Origin of the sequence: Pseudogulbenkiania ferrooxidans 2002 (genome assembly GCF_000174355.1) — a bacterium.
Classification (GTDB): Bacteria; Pseudomonadota; Gammaproteobacteria; order Burkholderiales; family Chromobacteriaceae; genus Pseudogulbenkiania; species Pseudogulbenkiania ferrooxidans.
Genome location: NZ_ACIS01000006.1, coordinates 176,406 through 194,271 on the forward strand (window position 1 = coordinate 176,406; position 17,866 = coordinate 194,271).

At 64.9% G+C, this 17,866-nt stretch carries 33 protein-coding genes; 4 read left to right on the forward strand and 29 right to left on the reverse strand.

Annotation, left to right across the window (positions count from 1 at the left end):
* Positions 1–10 precede the first annotated feature (10 nt).
* The 18 genes from FURADRAFT_RS11965 to FURADRAFT_RS12040 form a co-directional block, all read right to left on the reverse strand.
* Positions 11–262 carry a hypothetical protein gene (locus FURADRAFT_RS11965; protein ID WP_008954417.1) on the reverse strand — a complete coding sequence of 84 codons (252 nt, stop codon included), beginning with the start codon at positions 260–262 and terminating at the stop codon, positions 11–13.
* Entirely contained in the window at positions 255–644 is a 390-nt protein-coding gene (locus FURADRAFT_RS11970) for a hypothetical protein (RefSeq protein ID WP_008954418.1), read from the reverse strand. The genes FURADRAFT_RS11965 and FURADRAFT_RS11970 overlap by 8 nt, the downstream gene beginning before the upstream one ends.
* Positions 645–663: 19 nt before the next feature.
* Positions 664–1,212: a phosphohydrolase gene (locus FURADRAFT_RS11975; RefSeq protein WP_008954419.1), complete on the reverse strand. Its 549-nt coding sequence runs from the start codon at positions 1,210–1,212 to the stop codon at positions 664–666.
* Complete coding sequence (locus FURADRAFT_RS11980; protein ID WP_008954420.1) at positions 1,209–1,841, reverse strand: hypothetical protein; 633 nt, start codon at positions 1,839–1,841, stop codon at positions 1,209–1,211. Before FURADRAFT_RS11980 ends, FURADRAFT_RS11975 begins: the two co-directional genes overlap by 4 nt.
* Positions 1,838–2,134, reverse strand: coding sequence for a hypothetical protein (locus FURADRAFT_RS11985; RefSeq protein ID WP_008954421.1), 297 nt, complete (start codon positions 2,132–2,134; stop codon positions 1,838–1,840). Before FURADRAFT_RS11985 ends, FURADRAFT_RS11980 begins: the two co-directional genes overlap by 4 nt.
* Positions 2,131–2,331 carry a hypothetical protein gene (locus tag FURADRAFT_RS11990; protein ID WP_008954422.1) on the reverse strand — a complete coding sequence of 67 codons (201 nt, stop codon included), beginning with the start codon at positions 2,329–2,331 and terminating at the stop codon, positions 2,131–2,133. Before FURADRAFT_RS11990 ends, FURADRAFT_RS11985 begins: the two co-directional genes overlap by 4 nt.
* Positions 2,328–2,633 (reverse strand): helix-turn-helix domain-containing protein, encoded by a 306-nt coding sequence (locus tag FURADRAFT_RS11995; protein ID WP_008954423.1) that lies wholly within the window; start codon positions 2,631–2,633, stop codon positions 2,328–2,330. The genes FURADRAFT_RS11990 and FURADRAFT_RS11995 overlap by 4 nt, the downstream gene beginning before the upstream one ends.
* Positions 2,608–2,865, reverse strand: a complete 258-nt coding sequence (locus FURADRAFT_RS20820) for a hypothetical protein (protein WP_008954424.1) — start codon at positions 2,863–2,865, stop codon at positions 2,608–2,610. Before FURADRAFT_RS20820 ends, FURADRAFT_RS11995 begins: the two co-directional genes overlap by 26 nt.
* Positions 2,834–3,436: a hypothetical protein gene (locus tag FURADRAFT_RS20710; RefSeq protein WP_008954425.1), complete on the reverse strand. Its 603-nt coding sequence runs from the start codon at positions 3,434–3,436 to the stop codon at positions 2,834–2,836. The genes FURADRAFT_RS20820 and FURADRAFT_RS20710 overlap by 32 nt, the downstream gene beginning before the upstream one ends.
* A gap of 14 nt (positions 3,437–3,450) precedes the next feature.
* Complete coding sequence (locus FURADRAFT_RS12000; RefSeq protein ID WP_008954426.1) at positions 3,451–3,630, reverse strand: hypothetical protein; 180 nt, start codon at positions 3,628–3,630, stop codon at positions 3,451–3,453.
* A complete protein-coding gene (locus tag FURADRAFT_RS12005; RefSeq protein WP_008954427.1) occupies positions 3,623–3,994 on the reverse strand; it encodes a hypothetical protein in 372 nt (123 codons plus the stop codon). Before FURADRAFT_RS12005 ends, FURADRAFT_RS12000 begins: the two co-directional genes overlap by 8 nt.
* Positions 3,987–4,262: a hypothetical protein gene (locus tag FURADRAFT_RS12010; protein ID WP_008954428.1), complete on the reverse strand. Its 276-nt coding sequence runs from the start codon at positions 4,260–4,262 to the stop codon at positions 3,987–3,989. Before FURADRAFT_RS12010 ends, FURADRAFT_RS12005 begins: the two co-directional genes overlap by 8 nt.
* Entirely contained in the window at positions 4,259–4,591 is a 333-nt protein-coding gene (locus FURADRAFT_RS12015) for a hypothetical protein (protein ID WP_008954429.1), read from the reverse strand. Before FURADRAFT_RS12015 ends, FURADRAFT_RS12010 begins: the two co-directional genes overlap by 4 nt.
* The gene (locus tag FURADRAFT_RS12020; protein ID WP_008954430.1) at positions 4,591–5,232 is read right to left on the reverse strand and encodes a tyrosine-type recombinase/integrase; all 642 of its coding nucleotides are present in this window, start codon (positions 5,230–5,232) and stop codon (positions 4,591–4,593) included. Before FURADRAFT_RS12020 ends, FURADRAFT_RS12015 begins: the two co-directional genes overlap by 1 nt.
* A 33-nt stretch (positions 5,233–5,265) precedes the next feature.
* Complete coding sequence (locus FURADRAFT_RS12025) at positions 5,266–5,610, reverse strand: hypothetical protein (protein WP_008954431.1); 345 nt, start codon at positions 5,608–5,610, stop codon at positions 5,266–5,268.
* 133 nt (positions 5,611–5,743) lie between these two features.
* Positions 5,744–5,953 carry a hypothetical protein gene (locus FURADRAFT_RS12030; protein ID WP_008954432.1) on the reverse strand — a complete coding sequence of 70 codons (210 nt, stop codon included), beginning with the start codon at positions 5,951–5,953 and terminating at the stop codon, positions 5,744–5,746.
* A complete protein-coding gene (locus tag FURADRAFT_RS12035) occupies positions 5,940–6,404 on the reverse strand; it encodes a phage regulatory CII family protein (RefSeq protein ID WP_008954433.1) in 465 nt (154 codons plus the stop codon). The genes FURADRAFT_RS12030 and FURADRAFT_RS12035 overlap by 14 nt, the downstream gene beginning before the upstream one ends.
* A gap of 121 nt (positions 6,405–6,525) precedes the next feature.
* Positions 6,526–6,723, reverse strand: a complete 198-nt coding sequence (locus FURADRAFT_RS12040; RefSeq protein WP_008954434.1) for a helix-turn-helix transcriptional regulator — start codon at positions 6,721–6,723, stop codon at positions 6,526–6,528.
* 108 nt (positions 6,724–6,831) lie between these two features.
* Between FURADRAFT_RS12040 and FURADRAFT_RS12045 the strand changes: the two genes are divergently transcribed.
* Genes FURADRAFT_RS12045 through FURADRAFT_RS12055 form a run of 3 tightly spaced genes read left to right on the forward strand, consistent with a single transcriptional unit; the run spans position 6,832 to position 7,897 of the window.
* The gene (locus FURADRAFT_RS12045; protein ID WP_008954435.1) at positions 6,832–7,191 is read left to right on the forward strand and encodes a helix-turn-helix domain-containing protein; all 360 of its coding nucleotides are present in this window, start codon (positions 6,832–6,834) and stop codon (positions 7,189–7,191) included.
* On the forward strand, positions 7,188–7,556 hold the full coding sequence (locus FURADRAFT_RS12050) for a hypothetical protein (RefSeq protein WP_008954436.1): 369 nt from the start codon (positions 7,188–7,190) through the stop codon (positions 7,554–7,556). Before FURADRAFT_RS12045 ends, FURADRAFT_RS12050 begins: the two co-directional genes overlap by 4 nt.
* Positions 7,553–7,897 (forward strand): hypothetical protein, encoded by a 345-nt coding sequence (locus FURADRAFT_RS12055; RefSeq protein ID WP_008954437.1) that lies wholly within the window; start codon positions 7,553–7,555, stop codon positions 7,895–7,897. Before FURADRAFT_RS12050 ends, FURADRAFT_RS12055 begins: the two co-directional genes overlap by 4 nt.
* Before the next feature lie 169 nt (positions 7,898–8,066).
* On the opposite strand, the gene FURADRAFT_RS19885 is transcribed toward FURADRAFT_RS12055, so the two are convergent.
* The 11 genes from FURADRAFT_RS19885 to FURADRAFT_RS21050 all read right to left on the reverse strand — a co-directional run bounded on the left by FURADRAFT_RS19885 (position 8,067) and on the right by FURADRAFT_RS21050 (position 17,179).
* Positions 8,067–8,774 (reverse strand): autoinducer binding domain-containing protein, encoded by a 708-nt coding sequence (locus FURADRAFT_RS19885; RefSeq protein WP_160165314.1) that lies wholly within the window; start codon positions 8,772–8,774, stop codon positions 8,067–8,069.
* Between the two features lie 105 nt (positions 8,775–8,879).
* Entirely contained in the window at positions 8,880–9,308 is a 429-nt protein-coding gene (locus tag FURADRAFT_RS12065) for a hypothetical protein (RefSeq protein WP_008954439.1), read from the reverse strand.
* Positions 9,309–9,318: 10 nt separating this feature from the next.
* On the reverse strand, positions 9,319–9,870 hold the full coding sequence (locus tag FURADRAFT_RS12070; protein WP_008954440.1) for a hypothetical protein: 552 nt from the start codon (positions 9,868–9,870) through the stop codon (positions 9,319–9,321).
* A 9-nt stretch (positions 9,871–9,879) separates the two neighbouring features.
* Positions 9,880–10,953, reverse strand: coding sequence for a hypothetical protein (locus FURADRAFT_RS12075; protein WP_008954441.1), 1,074 nt, complete (start codon positions 10,951–10,953; stop codon positions 9,880–9,882).
* A 2-nt stretch (positions 10,954–10,955) separates the two neighbouring features.
* Positions 10,956–11,543, reverse strand: coding sequence for a YmfQ family protein (locus tag FURADRAFT_RS12080; RefSeq protein ID WP_008954442.1), 588 nt, complete (start codon positions 11,541–11,543; stop codon positions 10,956–10,958).
* Positions 11,540–12,637 carry a baseplate J/gp47 family protein gene (locus tag FURADRAFT_RS12085; protein ID WP_008954443.1) on the reverse strand — a complete coding sequence of 366 codons (1,098 nt, stop codon included), beginning with the start codon at positions 12,635–12,637 and terminating at the stop codon, positions 11,540–11,542. Before FURADRAFT_RS12085 ends, FURADRAFT_RS12080 begins: the two co-directional genes overlap by 4 nt.
* Positions 12,634–13,032 carry a phage GP46 family protein gene (locus tag FURADRAFT_RS12090; RefSeq protein WP_008954444.1) on the reverse strand — a complete coding sequence of 133 codons (399 nt, stop codon included), beginning with the start codon at positions 13,030–13,032 and terminating at the stop codon, positions 12,634–12,636. Before FURADRAFT_RS12090 ends, FURADRAFT_RS12085 begins: the two co-directional genes overlap by 4 nt.
* Entirely contained in the window at positions 13,029–13,613 is a 585-nt protein-coding gene (locus FURADRAFT_RS20715) for a phage baseplate assembly protein V (RefSeq protein ID WP_008954445.1), read from the reverse strand. Before FURADRAFT_RS20715 ends, FURADRAFT_RS12090 begins: the two co-directional genes overlap by 4 nt.
* A 5-nt stretch (positions 13,614–13,618) precedes the next feature.
* On the reverse strand, positions 13,619–14,746 hold the full coding sequence (locus FURADRAFT_RS20720) for a phage baseplate assembly protein (RefSeq protein ID WP_008954446.1): 1,128 nt from the start codon (positions 14,744–14,746) through the stop codon (positions 13,619–13,621).
* The gene (locus FURADRAFT_RS12105; RefSeq protein ID WP_008954447.1) at positions 14,739–15,971 is read right to left on the reverse strand and encodes a DNA circularization protein; all 1,233 of its coding nucleotides are present in this window, start codon (positions 15,969–15,971) and stop codon (positions 14,739–14,741) included. Before FURADRAFT_RS12105 ends, FURADRAFT_RS20720 begins: the two co-directional genes overlap by 8 nt.
* Positions 15,971–17,179, reverse strand: coding sequence for a phage-related tail protein (locus FURADRAFT_RS21050; protein WP_008954448.1), 1,209 nt, complete (start codon positions 17,177–17,179; stop codon positions 15,971–15,973). The genes FURADRAFT_RS12105 and FURADRAFT_RS21050 overlap by 1 nt, the downstream gene beginning before the upstream one ends.
* Between FURADRAFT_RS21050 and FURADRAFT_RS21055 the strand changes: the two genes are divergently transcribed.
* Positions 17,151–17,822 carry a hypothetical protein gene (locus FURADRAFT_RS21055; protein ID WP_236261582.1) on the forward strand — a complete coding sequence of 224 codons (672 nt, stop codon included), beginning with the start codon at positions 17,151–17,153 and terminating at the stop codon, positions 17,820–17,822. The genes FURADRAFT_RS21050 and FURADRAFT_RS21055 overlap by 29 nt on opposite strands.
* Positions 17,823–17,866 lie beyond the last annotated feature (44 nt).

Here is a 17,866-nt window from a genome sequence, read left to right on the forward strand (position 1 = left end):
CTGCGCTCGCTTACTTCAGTAGGAAGGCGGGGATGGCGGGCTCGTCGGCCGGCGCCGGCAGCGGTATGCCAGTGACCAGGTAGCCGCTGTCGTTTCGCTCGATCGGCAGCGCTACCAGCACGCCGACGTCGACCAGGGCGTCCAGCGCGTCGTGCACGATGTGCGCCGGCACGTGGGCCAGCCTGGGGCGCCGCAGTAGCTCGGAGGCGGTCAGCGCCCGCGGCAGCAGCTCGGCCAGGATGTCGTCTGTGATATCAGACATGGCGGTGGTCCCCCTTGAATACCAAGTCGGCAGCAATGGCCACCTTGAGGCCGCAGTCGTGCCCGAACAGCACGGCCTTCAGTTCTGGCAGAACGCCCAGCGCCCAGCCGGCACGGTCCATCTCGGCCAGCCGCTTGACCGCCGCCGGCGCGAAGTCGATGCCGCCCAGGTCCACTTCGGAGCGAGTGGGGGTGTCGATCACCGCCCAGGCCTCGGTCCAGGGGACCGGGCAGCCGTCCACCATGCCCTGCAGCGAGCCGTCCAGAGACGACAGCGGCGCCACGGCCACCAGCCCAGGCTCGGCGACGATGGCGTGGCCGAACGAGCGGTAGACCCGGCGGTCGCTGGAAAACGGAAGAAGGGACAGGATTTGCAGTGCCATTGCCACACCTTGTTGTTGTTTACGCGCCCAGCAGATCGAGCTGGGCGAATTCCTCGAATGCGCGCAGGAAGGCGGCGCGGGCCGCCTCGGCCGGCATCGGGCGGATGCGTTCCGGCAGGGGAGCCACCCCCACCAGCACCGCCCATTCCGTGCTGTCCGCCGGCATCAGGTCGCGCCGCTCGGTAGCGAGCAGCACGATGTCGGCGCGGGTCACGGTGGCGCGGTCGGCCCCGCTCAGCTTGAGGCCGAAACGGCTGCGCACCGCGTCGTGCACCAGCTCCTCGACGTACTGGTAGCTGGCCAGGTTGCGCTTGAGCGGGCTGATCACGTCGCCTACATAGGCCTCGGCGGCGTCGTGCAGCAGCCCGGCCAGGCGCAGCGCCGGCGGCAGGATCTGGGCCACCCGCAGCGAGTGCTCCGCCACGCTGTAGAACTCGCGCACGGCGCCGCCGAAGCGGCACAGGTGGGCGAGGTGGTGAGCGATGTCACGGATCTCGATGTCGGCCGCGTTGGGGTGCAGCAGATCCACGTAGCGGCCGGAGACGGTCTGGATGTGGGCGGTGGTCATGGGGTGGGGCCTTCCGCCCGGTCGGCGGCATTCTCGGCAATCACCTTGTCGATGGCCGCATCCAGGGCAGCTGTGTCGCACTCCGTCAGGCCGCAGTACATGACCAGGATGGACAGAGCTTGGCCACCATTCTCAGAGGCGAGTTGTTTAATGATCTGCCAGCGAGCGGCGTCTTTGAGGACTGCATCGGGGACATCGAGGCCCAGTTGAGCCTGTTCCGGAGTGGGTGTGGCGGGCTGGACGGCCAGCGTCGCCAGTTCGGTGATCACTGTGCCGGACTGATCATCAGCCAGAGACCAGCCCGAGCGAGCGGGGATACCAACGCTGGGGTCGCCGCTGTCGTGGTAGTAGGCGATGCGGGCAAACAGCTTCTCGCTCCATTCCTCCGGTTGCCCTTCAAAGGCTAAATCGTCGAAGCCAGCCCAGAGTTCTTGAACACCATCACGGGCAGCTTCGAGGCCGCGCTCAAAGCCGTCATTGACTTCGCCCACATGCGCCGCCACCAGGTAGGTCAGATCCTCGGCCAGGATGGAATCAGCGATGGTCGGGCCCATCACGCCGCCGAAATCACGGGCCGTGCGTGCGCAGGCGTTCTGCACTGCGGTGGCCAGCTTGGCAAGGTTGCTCATGCTTTGGTCTCCTCGCCGCAGTTGCAGTGGCCAAACATGGCATAGGTCAGCGCTCCAGGAGCACCTTCCGGAGTGACATCCTGCCGGCGCTGTTTGTAGGTGCCGCCACGCTTGACCTTGATGGTCAGGACGTCGCCGTCGACTTCCATTACCTCGCCGTCTTTGCTGCTGATGCGCATGGTTTGGCTGCTCGGCTGGGTCGTAATGACGAAGTTGACCTTGTCGCCGACGCCGATCTTGCTGACGTCGGCCTTTTTGTACTTGCCGCACGCTTCACATTGGTAGTTGCTCACAGTTCACCCCCATCACTCTCAAACTCGTCAGCCGGGTAGGCCGACGCGATCACGTAGCCGGTGCCACAGCAGGACACGCAGCTCACCATTTCTTCCTGGCTGTTGCTCCAGCGCTGGCCGGTGCCCTGGCAGCGCTGGCACACCGGCCGCTCCACGATGTGGTGGTCGGCATAGGCCATGTAGGGCACTCGGGTCATGCCTCGGCCCCTTGCTGCAGGGTTTCGCTGATCGGCTTCACGGCCTTCTTCAGAGACTGGTACAGATCCGGGTGGGTCTCTTTCAGGTAGTCGACGATCTCCATGTCCTGCTTGTTGATCTTGCTGAGGTCGACGCGCTCGACGTAGACCAGGCGGAACAGTTCCTGGGTCGGTTTGGGCATGGCGCGGCCGCTCTCATAGCGGCTGCCGCCGGACTGGGTGACGCCGATGCGGCTCCAGAATTGCAGCTGGTTGAGACCGGCAAGGCGGCGGATTTCACGCGGGTTTCGGATGGTTTGCATGGTTCGAATCCTTCTGTTTCTTGGCCTCGTAGCGGGCGGCGGCCAGTTGTTTGTGTCGCAGGTTCTTGGCGATGATCTTTGGGTCGTTGCTGTAGCAGTCCTTGCACCAGGAGTGCGGCCGGCCTTTGTGGAAGTAGAAGAAATCCTTCTCTGCCGGCCAGAACTCGCCGCACTTGGCGCACTGGATCTCGGTGCCCAGCTCAGTCTCGACCGAGGGGCGTAGCCGTGGCATGGTCGGCGTCCTCTTGTTGCTCGATCGGCGGCTCGGCAATCGGCGTGGGGGCGGGTTCGGCGTCCTCTGGCTTCAGGCTGTAGATGACCAGGACGATCTTTTCGCCAAGTACCGGTCTGCCGACATAAACGAATCCACAGTCGAAGCCGACAGGTTCGCTCGTGTTCCATGCTGGCAGTAGCTGTCGGGCTTTCTCGGCGGTGGCGTCGCGCAAGATTCGGGTTTCCGGATCGAACCTGATGGCGATCCGGTCGGATTCCGTGTCGATATCGATGGGCCTCGTCTTGAAGGCCTCGCAAATCTTTTGAATATCGTCCGCGGCGGCAGCCAGGGCTGCCTCGGCACGGCGGTGACGGTCACACTGCTCCGCGATGTGCTTGGCCAGCGGGTGATCCGCCGTCAGCAGGCCACTGGGAAGGGTGCCGGGGCGGGATACCGGGACGAATTCCGCCTCGGCCAGGCCGTAGCTCAGCCCGTCGGGTTGCTGGATGTCGAGAAGGAACCATTCGGCATCAGGGTGGACACGGGCCCAGTGCGGGCCGGGTTTGACTTCATGTGCAGTCAGGATCATTTCGTGATTCCTCCTCAATGTTCGCCGCGGCGGGCTTCTTGCCGCGCTTCGAGTTCGCGGCGCATGGCGACGGTGCGGCGCTGCTGGGCCTTCAGCTTCTGCTGGGCCAGCGGGTCGATCGGGCTGGCCAGCGCGGAGAGCGGGCGGCGGTCGGTGTTGTCTGGCTTCAGCAGCCGGGTGTTGGGGTCACGCATGGCGGGCCTCCTTGCCGACGGTGGAGGGCTGGCGGCGTGCCCACACCTGGGCGGCCAGCTGCTCCACCCGATCGGCGTCGCCGGGGTTGAGGTGCAACACGTGGACAGGGTGCTTGGGCAGCTGCAGCGGGCCGGCATCGGCATCGGCCACCACGATCAACATGTCCGGGCTGCTGGTGCGCATCTTGAGCAAGCTGTCGATTTGGCCTGCCTGCTGCACGCCGTCGACCATTTCGGCGGACAGGCCGTGCTGACGGGCGATTTCCAGCAAGGTGGAGCCGAGGCGGGTTTTGCCGGTGGCCATGGCGCCGGTGATGAGCCACACGTCCATGGCGTCGGGCCAGAGGTTGCGGGGCTTAGCCATGGGCTTGCTCCTTCTTCTCTGCCGGCTGGGTCTTCACGGACTTGCCGCAGAAGGGGCAGTAGCTCGCCGTCACCGGGACGGTCTTGCCCTTCACAAAGCCCTTGGCGCTGGCCGTGATCTTGTAGTTCGTGACGTGGGCGAGCTTCATGGTGTTGCCTTCCAGCATGAAGGCCTCGTTCTGGCATTCCGCCTTGGCCGAGACGCCCAGATCCTCGCTGAACTTGGCGGCGAGCCGCTTTTCCAGGTCTTGCAGGCATGTGCAGTTCATCGAGGCATCTCCCGTGCATCAAGGTAGCTGTTGATCCACTGCTGGGTGACGATCCCGATGTTTCTCGGGTCGATTCCAGCTGTATCGAAGGTGCTATCGGCGGCTTGAACCATGGCGGGCGATTGGGCCGCGATGGCAATCAGGTCAGGCAGCGAACGCTGGGGATAGTCGGAGCTGTAGTCGATGACATCCTGCGGGGTTTCGCAGTTGTTCATGACAAGGCAAGCGGTCCCTTGGCAGCTGGCCAGGGTCCCGATCAACTGGACTACCGCGTAGCGATACGGCCCGACCACCACGATCAGTGGAATATCTTTCTGCTCGATCTCCATCACCCCGCCCTCCGTTCAAAGCCCTTGCGCAGCGCGCCCATCGTGGTGCGGCGGCCGCCGTGGCCGTCGATCGCTTCCAGGGTGTTCTCGATGTCCTCGTGGCTCGGCTGGGTGTAGATGCCGGTGCTGGCGATGCTGTTGTGGCCCAGCGCGTTCTGGACGATGCCGCGCGGGTCGTGCGCCTCGCTCGAGCGCATGATGTTCATGGCCCGGGTGTGGCGGAAAAAGTGGGGGGTGACCTTGATCGACAACCCGGCTTCCTTGGCCCAGTGGGCGACGCGCTGCTGGTAGTTGCGCACCGTCAAAGGTTGGCCGAAGCGCCCCGGCACCAGCGGTTCGCTGGCCAGCTGGCTGTCGTTCATGTTGAGCAGGGCCACCAGGTGCAGCCGCAACGGACGGGTCACGAAAACCTTGTGGTCGCGCTTGCCGCCCTTGCGGTTCTCGCGGGGGATGAAGAGGTAGCCGGTTTTCAGGGCGTCCCAGGCATCGCCCAAGGTGATCAGGCTGAATTCGCCGATGCGGCAGCCGCTCAGAGAGAGCGCAGCCATCACGTGGTAGTCGCGCTGCGCCAGCGGGTCGTTGACCCGGCGCGCGGCGTTGAGGAGCTGCTGCAGCTCCGTCGGGGTGAGATAACGTTCCATGTGTCCTCCCAGATCACAGGGGTTAAAAAGCGGTCAGGCGGTGGCGGCAGCCAGCACCATGGCAATGTCGGCGGTACGGTCCTTGCCGGCGTCCACCAGCACGTGGGTGGCGGAGGCGGCGCGCACGACGATCAGCAGCGTCTTGCCGTCCACCTGCAGCTGGATTTCGTCACCCGGCAGCACCACGCGGCGGGTCTCGGTGATGCCCAGCGCCATGTGGTACAGCGCCAGCTCGCCGTTCTCGCGGCGGAACGTAATGCTGGCGATATCGGCGTGGCCGTAGATCAGGGCCGGATCGCCCAGGGCGATGTGGAAACGGGCCAGGCCGCGCTGCGGGCCGGGGGTGATCAGCTCGATCACGTTGTCGGTAGTGCTCATCTGCGTGTCACTCCTCGTTTCAGGGACAAAGCGCTGTTTCTCAGGCAGATCGCCAGCGCCGGGTTGTCCATGGCTTTCTCAAACGGCAGTTGCAGTCCTGCGCGGCGGTGTGCCACGCGCAGTTCTTCCTCGGTCAGCTCACCGGCAGAGGCTTCGAGCGGGAGGCCGAGTTGCTGGCGGTTCCGGGTTTGTCGCATCGCAGGGCCTCCACGAGTTCCGCGCCGAACAGGCGGACCAGTTCCTTGGCGAGCCCGCCTACGGCTTGGCCGGGCTGCAGGTTGTCGCGCACGCCAGTAATGCCGTGCTTGGCCAGACAGGGGGGAATGGGGCTATTGAGCTGCATGGATCACCAGCCCCTTGAAGCGCGAGCGCAGTTCCAGGATGGCGGCGATCCAGTCATGCAGATCGCGCTCAACCGTCTTGAACTCGTCGAGGGTGACGACGCCGTCGTCCAGCGCATCGCCCATGCTGCGGTGGGCTTCGCCGGCTTCGACGTGCACCTGGTTGACCAGGTCGAGCAGTGCCTCGTCGGACACGTTGCTCATATCCGGCAACTGGTAGGTGACGCAGTTGAACAGGCTGTTCAGCGCCTTGAGCGGGCGCAGGTTCCGGCTGTAATCCAGGATCTGGATGAAGTCGGACAGGGTGGGTTTATGGAGTGCGTTGGGTTTTTTCAGCGAGACCTTGTTGTAGAGGGTGCCCTTGTGCACCTTCATCAGGCCTGCCAGCTTGGGCACCCCGAAAGCGTGCGCTGCCTGTTGCAGCTCTTCGAACACGTCGATCGACTGTTCCATGTGATAGCTCCGCAAAAAAATCGTCTTGTACGAATTTCTTCCGGTGCCGATACTGTGGTTGCCACACCGTAGTACCTGCACCACCGTGCCGTGCCCACCTAGCCCGTGGGTGCGGCGCTTCCTAATGCTTCTCGTTCGGGTAAAGGATCTTCACCACGTCCAGCCCCAGCTCGACAGCCAGCCGCTTTGCCAGATCCGGTGAGACTTGTTCCGTCCCGTTTTCCAACTTGCTGATATGTGCTTGTGACGCACCTACAGCTTTAGCCAGATCGTTCTGTGTCAGCCCCAAGCGCTTTCGCGCCTCCTTCATGGGGGTCATGACGGCCTCCTATGCGTTTGTGATGGCTGAAATATAAGCACTGCGAATATTCATGTCAACAGTCTATGCGAATTTTCTAGGATATAAGCACGCTTATAAAATGCCGGGATGATTATTGGATTCCGCATCAAGGAAGCGCGTAAGGCGCGGCGCCGCACTCAGAAATGGTTGGCGGACGAAGTGGGCGTGAAGCAGTCCAGCGTCAGTCAATGGGAGATGGGTGAAACCGAACCCACCACAGCCAATTGCTCTTCTGTGGCCCAGGCACTGCGCATCAGCTTCGAATGGCTGACCACCGGCCGCGGGGAGATGGACGTGACCTATGCGTCGGCCGTGGTGCACGTGGCCGAGCCCGGCCAGGACCTGGACGACGACAAGAAGGAGCTGCTGGCCTTGTTCGATCAACTGCCCAAGAAGAAGCGCCAGATACTGCTGCAGTTCATGCGTGACTGGGCCGCCACCAAATGAAAGCTGTCCTTGCCTTCCTCGCTCTCGTCCTGTCCGCCTTGGCCGTGGCCGCCACGCCGCGCGATGACGCGGTGCAGCTGCTCGCCTGGCTGAATCACTCCCGCGGCGAGATCAACCGCGCCGGCCGGGCCGGCGACACCGTGGCGCTGCAGCGAATCCAGCGCGAGGCGGTGCGTCGATCTGACGCCTGGCCTAATCAGCTGTCACACGCCCCGTTCATGGATTGCCACACCGCGCTGACCGACCAGATCGGCTTCCTGCAGGCCGTCGAACGCAAGGATTCCCATTGGCGTGACCGCAAGGCGCGGCAGTTCCGTGAGGATCTGGCCAGCTGTGACCGCGCCGTTTACCCGCTGAAACCATGATCGACCTCGAGCGCTTCGCCGATCGCCTGGTCCAGCACCTGGGCGCACTGCAGGAGGGCCGGCACACGCTGGCCTCCGCCATCGATGGCAACCGCTTTTTCATCCACGCCGAACTGCCGCACGCCGACCTGTTCCCCTTGCCGGCGAACTACATCGACGGGCTGCGGGCGCGCCAGGAACTGCTGATCGATATCGACGCCGTGCTGCGCCAGTACCGGCGCTTGGGAGTGAAAGACGATGCCCGGCTGCAGAACCTCCCGTTTTTCTGCGAGGCCGTCAGCCGCTGTGTCTGGCTGATTGAGGAGGGGCAGCCCGCCAATTTCCGGCTGGCCTTCAAGTAGGAAAAGCGAAGTCGAAGCCCTGGTGATGGCGGGGCCGATGGGTGGATTGGGTAAGGGGTAGTGAAACATGTATTTGCTCGGCATGATTTATGCAGAACAAATGTAACAATGCCGATGCGTATTGAATATCGCTAAACCGGCAGAAATCACGTGCGTAGTAGTACCTAGCTCACGGCGCCGGAAAATCCAGTCCAAACAGGATCGACATCAGGTGGCAGCGGTTGGTCGCCCCATATAGCAGTTTGATTTTGTTGATCTTGTCGCGCACCGTGCGCGTGGTCAGGCCCACCCGTTCGGCGGTTTCATGGTCGGGCAGGCCGTTGGTCATGCAATGTAAGATGTGACATTCCCGCTTGCTCAACCTCGACAGGTTCGGTCGGGCGCTGACAATCCTCACTGCCACGTCGGCCAGCCTGGGCATCAGGCATTCCAGCAGATCCTGGGCCGCGCGGTCTCGCTCCGCTTCCACGCCTGCCACACTCAGAATCACCCGATAGTCGCCCCGTTCCTCGATCCAGCTGAAACCCCGAGTCAGGCCGTAGCGCGCGCACAGATGGAAAAACCGGTTCTCGTCACGGGTAGGGGGGATGGACGCCATCAGGTCCGGCCAGACGATCGGGACATGCGGCGCGGCCCGTAACACCGGGTCGACCAGGTAGAAGGCTTCCTTGCGGTACAGGCTGAGCCACTGGCCGGGCCAATCCACCCCGGCAAGATGATGCAGGACGAGCGCCGGCAGCGCCGATTGGGTCACCACCAGCAGCAGCCTGCTGTCGGTGGGCAGGTGGCTTTTCATGCTGTTTAGATAACGATTGAGCTGGTCTGGGTGATTCACTGTGACCAGCTCGTCCAATAGGATGATGACGGAATTCGCCAATCTTCCTAAGTATCTGTTTCGCATTAAAAAGGTACTGCGCCGCCGTGTTTCTACTAGGCGACACAATAAACCAAAACCCGCCGTGGGGCGGGTTCGGGTTTGGCTTCAGGCTAGATCGGCGTTCTGCATGACATCGCCACCGAAAAGCGCCGGCCCGAACCGCGCCACCGCCCCGGCGTACAGCCACACCCGCCACGGCGGAGCCCCGGCTAGCTGCAGCAGCTCAGCGAACACCCGCACGGTGGCGCGCTGGCGGATCGGGATCTCGCGCTTCCACTGACACAAGGCGTCATGCACCAGGCTGGCATGGTAGGTCAGCGGCCGGCCATCGATGCCAAGCGGTCCGTCCGGGGTGCCCAGCCACAGCCCGCCCGGCAGGCGCCAAGCGGGGCTGCAGCCGTCCCAGGCGTAGCCGGGTTGGATCATGATCGAGCCGCGGGGGTGGATGTCGATCCAGTCGTTGCGGTACTCCACGCCGACCAGGTGCGGTGATCCGTGGCGGAAGGGGTGGTCAAGACGGTAGCGCCAGGTCATGGGCAGGCTCTTACGTCAGGCTGGGCTCAGGCCACTGGATCGCGGCCAACTGCTCGGCCGCATCCGGCGCCGCCAGATCGACCGCCATCAACGCATCCTCCAGCGCCTGGCGCTGGCCGATGATCTGTCCACTGGCCACAGCATAGGACAACACCTTGGCGCGCACCCGTTCGGCCAACGTGGCGACCGTCAGTCCGCGGGCGGTGGCGATGGCGGTCAGCAGTGGCGTGGAGGCGACGGGATCGGCCACTAACGCCTCGGCCTCGCGGGTTTGCTGGGCCCAGCTTTGCACCTCGCCGTCGGGGTAGCTGGCGGACAGGGTGGCCAGCAGGGAGGCGGCGTGGGTATTGATGTCAACCAGCCTCTGCGTGAGAAGCTCGGCCAATACGATCGGCTCGGGCGGCAGCGCGACCACTTCTCCATCGACGATGTGAAACGCCCCGCCGGAACGAATGCGGATGTAGTCGTCCTCGCCGATCTCAACCAGCCCATCGGGATCGACACCACTGCCCATGAACGCAGCTTCTACAATCCCCTGCTGGTCTACTTTTGCGAAAAACATAATTCCCCCTTAGTAGGCTGCACGAACGATGATTTCGGAGTCAGCCTGCGACCAAACCGACGCATCAGTAGGCCCTGGGTTAAATACGGCAGCTGCTGCAGACTGGTTATTCCAAATTAAGGAAATGGTGTACGACCCGGCGGCCAATACCCCCAGATAGGTAGATCCGTTGAACGGCAGGTTGTACGCGTAACCGGCGCCCGAGCTGCCAACATGAATCCGACTACTTCGGGACTTCTGTGTCGCACCCAGCATCAGACGGGCATCACCATAAACAACCGAACCCGCGTTAGAACCAAACCACGTCCGCCAATCCACAACGACAGGCGTTGCCTGCGCCAGCATGAAGTTGAGCGTCATCACCGTGGTGTCGCCACTAGCGGCAACCACAGCTCGTGTTGCTGTAAAAAGGCTGGCAATGATCTTGCCTGACCCAGAAGAGATACCCGTAGCTGGGTTGAGCAGCACCCACTTATCCAGCGCTTGGTCGTACTGGAGTTCGATCCAGTGACCCACCCCGGCAATATCACCAGCAGCCAACGCCGAGCCAGCCCCTTTGACGATAGTCTTGGCTGCGATGGTTCCGTTGTTCGGTGTGAAGGTCGGCGTGGTCGTCGTATTGGCCGATGCAGCGCGGACGAATAAGGACATACCGTTGGTCAACGCGGTGATGGCCGGGGTGTAGCTGGCGGTGATCGCATCGGCAGCACCACCTGCGCCGGAAGTGATCGCCGCGCTACTTTGTACCGCGTTCTGCAGGGCCGCCATGTTCGCCAGTTGGGTGGTATTGGTGCCAACGGCGGCTGTTGGTGCGGCCGGGGCGCCGGTGAATACCGGAGACGCCAGCGGCGCCTTGTTCGCCAGAGCAGCCAGCAGCAGGGTTTTGATCTGGTCGCGCCGAGCAGGGTCAAGAGCCTCACCAAACCCCTCCACCAGGTTGGCCAACTCCTCCTGGATGGCGTTGTAAAACTCATAGCCCGGCGTAGTAGCTGGCGCCACGCCCGGGCTCCCCGCCTTGAACCCATGTTTGCCGACGCCGAACAGATCCAGCGCGGGATTTCGGGTAGCCAATACACGTTGCATTCTTAATTACCTCCATAGGCGATCAGCGCCGTGCTGATTGCCGGCGCCTCGCGTTGAATGACGCACTCCAGGACGCTATCGCCCCAGGTGCGCAAGGGGTCTTCACAGCTGGATTCGCAGGTGGAGTCCACCACACGGGTGCCAGATGGCAGGGTGAGCGTCCAGGCAAACCGCCAGTCTTCGTCCTGGATCGGGTCCTCACAGGTCTGCTCACAGGTGTGGGAGCGGTACCGGGTCACGGTGGCGCCGGGATAGCCCAGCGCTTCAGCCAGTTTGATGTAACGGGTGACGCGCGCTCCGCCGCGGTCGGTGAGCTTGGCCACCACCGACTTCTGACGATCGATGATGGTCTGCTCACCCACCGTGCAACTGTCTGGCAGTCCGAGCGAGGCCTCCCATTCGTCCAGCAGGTACACCGCCTGGCGCGGATCGGATTCGGCGAGCAGGATGCTGGCGCGGGTGTCAACCTCGGCCAGGAATGTGGCGATGCTGCCCAGCACGATGGCCATGTCGCTGCCGGGCTCGGCCTGCAGGGCCTGCCCGGGAGGCAGCAGCTTGGCCAACTGGTCGGCGTAGCGATCCTGGTTCATAGCCACGTGATCGTCCCCATGGTGGCCAGCTCGCCGATCGCGCACACGATGTCACCGGCCGGCTCCACGATGGCGTGATCCCACTCGCCGGACGAGTTGGACGCAGCGGCGTCAAGGTGGGTTTTCGGGATGGTGACGCCTTCCGCTGGCAGCGCAGTCAGGCCGCTGCTGTCCCGCTTCACCGGGCTGCCTTCCAAGCTGATGACGCCGGCGAGCGCAGCCGTCACGGCCGCGCGGATTTCGGCGGTGTCCGGCGACAGGCTGATGCTGAAGTTGATCGGCTTGTCGGTAGGGGAGACGGCGAAGATCTCACCAAATGTCGTACCGGTGGCCTCCAGGTGCGCCAGCACCGTGGCCTGTTCGTTGGCGTCTGGGAAGATGCTCGCGTCGTCATCCCGCACGAAAAACACCGTCATGCTGCCGGCGCCTACCAGCTTGGGCGCGGCCCAGGCGCGGGTGACACCGGAAATTTCCTTCGCCCACCGCTCCCAGTCTGCGGTATTGCCCACGCCTTCGGACTTGGCGCGGGCCTCCACCACCCGGGCGCGCAGGTCCTCGATGTCCTCGATGTCGGTGCCGCCCGAGAGCCCCGGGCTCTGCACCACCACTTCGCCGTTCACACCGTCCACCGGATTGGAGAAGCGCAGTTTCGCGCCCGGCTCGGTGTTGCCGGCGAGGCTTGGTGTCTGGCACACCACCGAGGCCAGAACGGTGCCGTCGCTGCCGACGGTGGTACCGGCGGTGAAGCTGTAGAGCATGCCGTCACTGCGGGTGAGGGTATCGGACTGATCCACCGGCATGCCGGCGGTGCCGGTGATCAGCACCGTGCCGCTGGCCGAGGTAGCGGAATTCCGGCCGTCAGGCAGTTCGAGCGGCACATGGATGTTCAGTAGCGTGTCTTCGTCGCAGGTCTGCGGGAACAGCTGATCCTTGATGCGGTCTTGGTGGCCGTACAGTCCGTGCACCGCACCAGCCAGCGCGCGCGCCAGCGGGGTGAACAGGTTGCGGCGCAGTGCCTCGCTGGCGGTTTCCAGCGTCAGCTCAGCGTCGGCCCGGCGCGAGAGTTCGGCCAGGGAGGGCCGGTCGATCGTCATGGGCTTACCTCCAGATTGATGGTGATGCCGTCGAGGGTGATGGCGAGCAGCATGGTTTCATTGCCCAGGTCGCTTGCGGCCACGGCCAGCGTGCTGCTCACGCCGTCGGCCACCATCCATTTCAGGGCGTCCCGGGCATAGTCCTCGGCTCGGCGCAGCGTCTCCGGCACGTTCTTGGCGCGGCGGGCCAACAGCCACAGCTGGCCGCCCCAGGTGTCGCCGGCATGCTCCGCCAGGGCATCGCCCCACCATCCGCGCGGATCCGGTAGGGCCTCGCTGTCTGGGGCCCGGGCATCGGAAAACAGCGACAGCACGATGGCGGCGTCGATCGGGTCGGCGAATAGCTCGAGCGGGAGCGGCTGGGAGAGGTCGAGAATCAGGCGGCGTGTGGTCATCGCGGGCCATCCGTGTTGTCACCGCCGCGGGTGACGCCGCCGTGGTTATGGGTGTGCACGGTGACGCCATTCGACGACAGGCTGCCGTCGGTGTGGGTGATGTCGCCGCTGATCTGGGTGCCGGCGCCGCCGCCGGTACCGGACATGCCGGCCTTGTAGCTGAACAGCCCATTCACGGTGGCGGCCTGGCTGAAGGTCGCCAGCGGGGTGTTGACCTGCACGCCTTCGCTCGCGTTGACGGTGAAGTTCTTGCAGGTCAGCGTGGCGTTGCCGTTCTGGTCGAACAAGAACAGCACGCCGTGGGCGTTGTAGGTGGCCGACTCCCCGGGCTGCAGGTTGCGGGGCCGGCTCGCCTCGTCGTCCACCGCCACCGCCACCAGGTGGTCACGGCTGCCGGCCACCGCCACCATCACCGGCACGGATCCGCGCGGAGGGTGGCTGGTCTGGCCGAAGTTCTGCACGCGCTCGACCTCGTCGCCGACCTCATCTTCCAGGGCTCCGACCTGCAGCTGCTGCAGGCCGCCGGCGTCGTTCACCAGGTTGACGATGCCGCGGGCGACCATGAGCCGGAGTTTCTGCATCGGGTTCACAGATCGCTCCAGTCTTCGGTCTTCTTCCCCTTCTTCTTGCCGTCCTTCCGGTCGCGGCCGGTGGCCAGCCCCTTGTCGCCGGTGCGGGTGGACTTGAGCGAGGCGGTGCGGATGCCGGAGAGCAGGTCGAACGCCCTCGGGTCGGCGATTTCCAGGTCGGTCACCGTGCCGTCGTTGGCGTTCTTCAGGTAGGTGACGCTGGCGATCAGCATCTCGGCATCGATGCGCAGCCGCGGCGAGGTCACCGGCACACGCAGCCCCGGCACCCACAGCGGCCCGGTATCGCCAGCCTGGCGCCAGCTCTGCACGCGGATGATGGCGCGGTTGGCCCGCCCCTGGCGCACTGTGCGCTCCCATTCGGCGCGTTGCAGAGCGGTTGGGCTGTGCACCTGGTCTTCGGCCAGGATGATCAGCGGCCGGTGGCGCGTCACCACCTGATCGGTGGCCACGCCCTTGGCGTTGTGCTGGCCACGCGCCTGGCCTTTGACGATGTACTGGCTGTAGCGCTCGCGCCAGCTCAGCGTCACGTCGGCGCGCAGAATGTTCTCGCCCTCCACCAGGGCGGTGACGGCCTTGGTGGAGCCGGGCAGATCGATCACCAGCCGCCCGCGGCCGTCGGTCCACAGCATCACCGCCTTCAGCCTTGCCGCGCGCTCCAGGCAATCGAACACGGTTTCGCCCTCCTCGAGGCGGAAGGAAGGGATGGCCGCGTTTGCCCGTTGCTCGGCACGTGGGCCCACCACCACGTCGATGCCGTAGGCGGCCAGCAGGTCGAGGGCGATGCGCTTCAGGCTCGCCCCTTTCCACTGGCCGCTCTTGAAGATGGCGCTGCAGTCGATCAGGTCGGCGGTCTTGTCGCGGCCGGACACGTTGAACCAGGTGTTCGTGGCGTCGTAGCCGGGGCGGCATTCATCCATCCAGCCGGTGACCACCGGTTCGCCGTCGAGCGTCACCACGCCGGCTTGTCCTGGGCGGATCGGCCGCGGCTCGCTCTGCCCGGGCCAGCGCTCGGTCACCTGCAGTGAGAACTGGCCAGACACCTGTTCCAGCCCACGCTGAATCTCGATGTCGGTCCAGCCGCCGTAAATCATCCCGCCCACCTTGAGCTCGCACACGTCAGGCATTTTTCAGCACCTCGATGTCGCCGGCCGGGACAAAGCCCGGGTGCATCACGCCGTTTCGCGCTACCAGGTCGTCAGCAACCTCGATCGCACCGGTCACCTGGTACGCCACCACCAGCGCCGGCAGCGAAGTTTGCGTCGTCACCGTGGCCACGTCGGCGGTGGCCGGCAGGCGCGCCTGAATCGACGTGGCCACCGTCACGCGCAGCGCCTGCAGGGCGGGGTAGAGCGTGTCGGAAGCGGACTGCATCTCGGTGTTCAGAGCCTGCAGGATCTGGGCGCGAGCGTTCTGCACGTCGGCCTTGGTGGTGAAGGTGGCGGTGGGCAGCGTGCGGGCGGCCTCGATCACCAGCGTGCGGCGCACGTAGGCGGCGAGCGCCGGCGGCATGGAAGGCAGATCGCCCGCGCGGCGGGAAGGGTTCGGCAGGGTCCAGTCCGGTCGCGCGCTCGATGTGCTCGAGGTGGAAAGGATCGTGCTGTAGCTGCCACCCGTGCGCCACGGGTTCAGCACTTCGTCCTTCAGCAGCTTGCGCCAGGCGGTGACCCCGGAAAACGGGGTATCCAGCTTGCCGACCAGCGTCTGGATGCGGCTCTGAATCCGTGAAACCACCAACAGCGGGGCGTTGATGATGGTCTGCACCGAGTGGATGATGCGATCCACCTTGGCCATCGCTGCGTCGTAGGCCTCGAAGTAGCTCTCGAACGTGGCGCAGGCAGCTTCCACCGCCGCGGCAGCCTCGTCGGCATAGCCGGCGATCTCGTCCAGCCAGGACGATGCCAGCTCGCTGTCGGCCGCGGCCTGGGCGCTGTCGGCGGCGGCCTCCAGTTGGGCGTCGGTGTCGGCGCGTGCTGCCGGCTCGCTGTTCTCGCCGGCCTCGCGTAGATCCATCTCGACGACGATGCGCCCGCCCAGCGCCCGGGGGTAGCGCACCCGGGCCGGGCGCTCCAGCTGCACGAACTGGGTGCCACGCCAGGGATGCACCAGCGTGCCGGCGCCTTTCGCTTCGAGCACGTCGATCAGCCGGTCGGAATCGTCCCGGGCGGAGGGGCCGATGAAGATGGCCGACACGGTGAAGCCACGCGCGGCCCGGCCCATGTCCTCGCCGAACGGCACGTCGCGGTAGGGGTATTCGTGTAGCACCGTGCGCCGGCCGACTTCCATGTCGGTCTCGGCGACGCGGAAGCCAACGCCCTTGAACGAGGCGGGGCGGAGTGGGGTCTCGGCCATCAGTTAGGCCCTCGCATGGTGGGGCCCACCGGCAACCTGGTGCGGTTGTTCGCCGGCGTCGCCGTGGTGGTGGCGGTCACGCCCGGGGCGGCGGTGACCTGGATCTGGATAGTGCCGCCGATCTCGGCCTGCTGCAGCTTCTCGGTCATGGCCACGGCGCGCTTGGCATCCTCGTTGCCGAACATCGCCAGGATGCGGGCTACGCCCCCGCCGACCTTGTCGACCAGGAAGTCCCCGGCCTTGGTTCCCTCCATGGCCTTGTAGGCGACGGTGCCGGCGCCGTAGCCAACTGCGCCGGCGGCAGTTGCTGCCGCGGCCGTGGTTCCGATCGCACCGATGCCCAGCTTGAGGAAATCCTTCAGCGGCAGGCCGCCCGCCATGGCCGCGCCCACTTTCCACTTGCTGGCCACCTTGCCAGCCAGGCCAGCAGCTGCGCCGCCGGCGGCACCGTCGATCGCGCCACCACCCGGTCCGCCATTGGGCATGTTGACCACGAACACCGGCGTCACGCCGGCGGTGGCCTCGAGCGCCTTGCCGGTGGCCACGCCGGCGGCAGTTCCTCCAGCCTTGCCGATCAGTGAGCTGACCAGCTTGCCGCCGTATCGCGCCGCCAGTGCGGTGCCGGCCGTCAGCGCTACAGCACCGCCGATCATCTCCTTGCCGCCCAGCGCCAGCCCGCCGTTGGCCTTGCTATCCATACCCCACTTGATCACCTGGGACAGGGTGTCGTTGATCGGCTGGGCGAAGCTGTCGGCGGCCTCGCGCAGGGCGGCCTTGAGGCGACCAGTCTGGTCGACGGCGTTGTCGATCGCGCTGCCCATGTCGCGCTTGAGGGTGCCGCCGGCGCCGCCGATCTCGCCGCTGAACTGGTTGATCTTGTCGAGGGTGTTGCCCGACAGCAGGATCTTCATCCCCTTGATCGTGTCCAGGTCGGCCTTGCCGAAGGCCTTCTGTAGGAAGGTGGCACGGCCCTTGTCGGTGCCGAGTTTGTCGTATTGCTTTTTGATATCCGCGATGACGGCCAAAGCATCTCGTCGGCTGCCGTCGGTGTTGAAGAACTTCACGCCGGTGGCTTTGGCGGCATCCTTCATGTAATGCAGATTGTTGAACAGCCGCAGCGTGGAATCGGCCAGCGTGGCCAAGCGCTCCGGCTGACGTTCCATCATCGACAGGCCTTCGATGAACGCCAGCGTCTTGTCGAAGCCCATGCCGGCACTGGCGGCGCTGGGCCACCCTGGCGAAGATATCCGACAAGTTTTCCAGTTCGGCATTACCCTTGCGGCCGGCCACCGTCATCTTGTCGAGCAGTTGCAGCGCCAGCCCCGGGTTGGCCAGGTCGAAGTGGAAGGCTTCAGACGCCACGCTCAGGCCGCCGGTCAGCTTGTCGGCCTTGGCGTTGGTCACGGCCATGGCTACGTTGGTGGCGTCGATCTCCTCCCGCGCTGCTTTCCAACTCTGGCCGGCCTGCACCAGGTTGTTGAAGCCTTCCTTCAGATCCTCCACGCCGCGGCCGGATTCCTTGGCCATGCGGAACATGTCCTCCCGCAGCGCGTTGGCTTCCTCGCGCGTCGCCTCGGCGGTCAGGCGAATGCCGGTCAGGCTCTTGTCCAGGTTCGCCGAGTCGGCCGCCACCTTGAGGGCCGTGATGCCGCCGGCCAATGTGGTGAGCTGGCCATGCAGCGAGCCCATGAAGCCCTTCACCGACTCCAGCTCGTGCTTCACGCTGGCGGCAAACTTGCTGGTCTCGCGCACGCCCGAAGCCAGGCCTGCCGCATAGCGGGCGGCATCGGCATAGATCCGGACGGACAGGGACAGCTCGTTACTCATCGTCTTTGGGCTCGGTGGCCTTGATCAGGGTGTCGCGGTAGTGCAGAAACTCGTGCACCGGGAGCCGG

What these genes read in the sequence shown, in the direction of transcription:
- FURADRAFT_RS12030 (WP_008954432.1), bottom strand. Translation starts at nt 5,953, where the DNA reads ATGCAGCTCAATAGCCCCATTCCCCCCTGTCTGGCCAAGCACGGCATT.
- FURADRAFT_RS11995 (WP_008954423.1), bottom strand. Translation starts at nt 2,633, where the DNA reads ATGCAAACCATCCGAAACCCGCGTGAAATCCGCCGCCTTGCCGGTCTC.
- FURADRAFT_RS12020 (WP_008954430.1), bottom strand. Translation starts at nt 5,232, where the DNA reads ATGGAACGTTATCTCACCCCGACGGAGCTGCAGCAGCTCCTCAACGCC.
- FURADRAFT_RS12070 (WP_008954440.1), bottom strand. Translation starts at nt 9,870, where the DNA reads ATGTTTTTCGCAAAAGTAGACCAGCAGGGGATTGTAGAAGCTGCGTTC.
- FURADRAFT_RS12105 (WP_008954447.1), bottom strand. Translation starts at nt 15,971, where the DNA reads ATGGCCGAGACCCCACTCCGCCCCGCCTCGTTCAAGGGCGTTGGCTTC.
- FURADRAFT_RS12065 (WP_008954439.1), bottom strand. Translation starts at nt 9,308, where the DNA reads ATGACCTGGCGCTACCGTCTTGACCACCCCTTCCGCCACGGATCACCG.
- FURADRAFT_RS12045 (WP_008954435.1), top strand. Translation starts at nt 6,832, where the DNA reads ATGATTATTGGATTCCGCATCAAGGAAGCGCGTAAGGCGCGGCGCCGC.
- FURADRAFT_RS12055 (WP_008954437.1), top strand. Translation starts at nt 7,553, where the DNA reads ATGATCGACCTCGAGCGCTTCGCCGATCGCCTGGTCCAGCACCTGGGC.
- FURADRAFT_RS21055 (WP_236261582.1), top strand. Translation starts at nt 17,151, where the DNA reads ATGAACGCCAGCGTCTTGTCGAAGCCCATGCCGGCACTGGCGGCGCTG.
- FURADRAFT_RS11965 (WP_008954417.1), bottom strand. Translation starts at nt 262, where the DNA reads ATGTCTGATATCACAGACGACATCCTGGCCGAGCTGCTGCCGCGGGCG.
- FURADRAFT_RS20820 (WP_008954424.1), bottom strand. Translation starts at nt 2,865, where the DNA reads ATGCCACGGCTACGCCCCTCGGTCGAGACTGAGCTGGGCACCGAGATC.
- FURADRAFT_RS12040 (WP_008954434.1), bottom strand. Translation starts at nt 6,723, where the DNA reads ATGACCCCCATGAAGGAGGCGCGAAAGCGCTTGGGGCTGACACAGAAC.
- FURADRAFT_RS12035 (WP_008954433.1), bottom strand. Translation starts at nt 6,404, where the DNA reads ATGGAACAGTCGATCGACGTGTTCGAAGAGCTGCAACAGGCAGCGCAC.
- FURADRAFT_RS21050 (WP_008954448.1), bottom strand. Translation starts at nt 17,179, where the DNA reads ATGGGCTTCGACAAGACGCTGGCGTTCATCGAAGGCCTGTCGATGATG.
- FURADRAFT_RS12080 (WP_008954442.1), bottom strand. Translation starts at nt 11,543, where the DNA reads ATGAACCAGGATCGCTACGCCGACCAGTTGGCCAAGCTGCTGCCTCCC.
- FURADRAFT_RS12050 (WP_008954436.1), top strand. Translation starts at nt 7,188, where the DNA reads ATGAAAGCTGTCCTTGCCTTCCTCGCTCTCGTCCTGTCCGCCTTGGCC.
- FURADRAFT_RS12005 (WP_008954427.1), bottom strand. Translation starts at nt 3,994, where the DNA reads ATGGCTAAGCCCCGCAACCTCTGGCCCGACGCCATGGACGTGTGGCTC.
- FURADRAFT_RS20720 (WP_008954446.1), bottom strand. Translation starts at nt 14,746, where the DNA reads ATGCCTGACGTGTGCGAGCTCAAGGTGGGCGGGATGATTTACGGCGGC.
- FURADRAFT_RS20715 (WP_008954445.1), bottom strand. Translation starts at nt 13,613, where the DNA reads ATGCAGAAACTCCGGCTCATGGTCGCCCGCGGCATCGTCAACCTGGTG.
- FURADRAFT_RS12090 (WP_008954444.1), bottom strand. Translation starts at nt 13,032, where the DNA reads ATGACCACACGCCGCCTGATTCTCGACCTCTCCCAGCCGCTCCCGCTC.
- FURADRAFT_RS12075 (WP_008954441.1), bottom strand. Translation starts at nt 10,953, where the DNA reads ATGCAACGTGTATTGGCTACCCGAAATCCCGCGCTGGATCTGTTCGGC.
- FURADRAFT_RS12010 (WP_008954428.1), bottom strand. Translation starts at nt 4,262, where the DNA reads ATGAACTGCACATGCCTGCAAGACCTGGAAAAGCGGCTCGCCGCCAAG.
- FURADRAFT_RS11970 (WP_008954418.1), bottom strand. Translation starts at nt 644, where the DNA reads ATGGCACTGCAAATCCTGTCCCTTCTTCCGTTTTCCAGCGACCGCCGG.
- FURADRAFT_RS12015 (WP_008954429.1), bottom strand. Translation starts at nt 4,591, where the DNA reads ATGGAGATCGAGCAGAAAGATATTCCACTGATCGTGGTGGTCGGGCCG.
- FURADRAFT_RS20710 (WP_008954425.1), bottom strand. Translation starts at nt 3,436, where the DNA reads ATGATCCTGACTGCACATGAAGTCAAACCCGGCCCGCACTGGGCCCGT.
- FURADRAFT_RS12000 (WP_008954426.1), bottom strand. Translation starts at nt 3,630, where the DNA reads ATGCGTGACCCCAACACCCGGCTGCTGAAGCCAGACAACACCGACCGC.
- FURADRAFT_RS12085 (WP_008954443.1), bottom strand. Translation starts at nt 12,637, where the DNA reads ATGACGATCGACCGGCCCTCCCTGGCCGAACTCTCGCGCCGGGCCGAC.
- FURADRAFT_RS11980 (WP_008954420.1), bottom strand. Translation starts at nt 1,841, where the DNA reads ATGAGCAACCTTGCCAAGCTGGCCACCGCAGTGCAGAACGCCTGCGCA.
- FURADRAFT_RS12025 (WP_008954431.1), bottom strand. Translation starts at nt 5,610, where the DNA reads ATGAGCACTACCGACAACGTGATCGAGCTGATCACCCCCGGCCCGCAG.
- FURADRAFT_RS11975 (WP_008954419.1), bottom strand. Translation starts at nt 1,212, where the DNA reads ATGACCACCGCCCACATCCAGACCGTCTCCGGCCGCTACGTGGATCTG.
- FURADRAFT_RS11990 (WP_008954422.1), bottom strand. Translation starts at nt 2,331, where the DNA reads ATGACCCGAGTGCCCTACATGGCCTATGCCGACCACCACATCGTGGAG.